This window comes from Thalassotalea sp. G20_0 (assembly GCF_017744175.1).
Classification (GTDB): domain Bacteria; phylum Pseudomonadota; class Gammaproteobacteria; order Pseudomonadales; family Endozoicomonadaceae; genus Endozoicomonas.
The window spans coordinates 1-555 of the sequence record NZ_JAGHQV010000493.1 but is presented as its reverse complement, the minus strand read 5'-3'; the positions used below and the strand labels follow the sequence as shown (position 1 = coordinate 555).

Genomic DNA, 555 nt, shown 5'->3' with positions numbered 1-555 from the left:
TATCTGGCCTTACATCCAGAAGCCGGTGACATTATGCAGGGCACCGGAGGCATCCGGAAACTCCGATGGAAACGGGGAGTATCAGGAAAAAGTAAAGGCGTTCGGGTAGTTTATTTCTATCAAAACCTGAAAATGCCCCTGTTTTTGCTGACCATTTATGCCAATGGTGAACAAGACAACCTGACCAAAGCGGAAAGAAACAACTGGAGAAAGATGATCGAACTGCTGGCAAACCATTACGGAGAATGACCATGACCGATCTTTATAACGATATAATGGGCGCACTAGAGGAAGCGGTGGCCTATGCCAAAGGGCAGGAAACAGGAGCGATTGTTCACGAAGTTGAACCGCTGGACATTAAAGCCATTCGCCATAAAGTAAATATGACTCAGGAAGAATTTGCCAATGCCGTTGGAGTAAAACTCCCCACTTTGCGACATTGGGAACGAGGAGACCGGAAACCAACCGGTCCCGCCAGAGTGCTGCTGAACCTGCTTTCCCGTGAACCGGATACAGTTCTGCGATTATTACATTTTGCCTGATACTGCCCCCACC

The 555-nt window shown here is 48.3% G+C and carries 2 protein-coding genes; both read left to right on the top strand.

The window, feature by feature from the left end; all coding sequences use genetic code 11:
• Nucleotides 1-249: addiction module toxin RelE (locus J7438_RS27215; protein WP_286196996.1), on the top strand; the 249-nt coding region annotated here is incomplete at its 5' end.
• Nucleotides 250-251: 2 nt separating this feature from the next.
• Entirely contained in the window at nucleotides 252-542 is a 291-nt protein-coding gene (gene nadS, locus J7438_RS27210; RefSeq protein WP_209279132.1) for a NadS family protein, read from the top strand.
• Nucleotides 543-555 lie beyond the last annotated feature (13 nt).